We start from the raw sequence: 338 nt of genomic DNA, 5'->3' as shown, positions 1-338 counted from the left end.
CGAGAAACCGTGCAGTGAAGAGGGTATCAAAGCCGGTGCCGTCGCGCCTTCGTGCTACACGCCAGATGTGACGCAGCTCTCGGGCAACAGCGATCAATTCGTTCAGTTCGTGACGCTGTTCCGTAATTGGAATCCGTCGCAACGTCGTATCGCAACCGCACTGCTGCGCCAGAAGCGGAAAAAGTATGACCCGGGCCAGAAGTTTTACTTCTGCATTGGGGATCAGTACATCTCGAACTATCTGGTCGGCTATGTCGCGGGCTACACGTCCAAGGGGCAGCTGATTTTGATCGGGAGCCCGGATCGCCAAACCCGTGGCTCTTCGTTCACGATGTACA

1 protein-coding gene is annotated in these 338 nt (G+C 55.9%); it reads left to right on the top strand.

The features are described from left to right. On the top strand, positions 1-338 hold a 338-nt coding region (locus tag AC1RPH_RS08115), incomplete at both ends, for a hypothetical protein (RefSeq protein ID WP_481762077.1).

The organism is Dellaglioa sp. CoH-57-MRSF-16, from assembly GCF_056782055.1.
The sequence above is the reverse complement of the archived record's forward strand: the minus strand, read 5'-3'. Positions and strand labels throughout refer to the sequence as shown.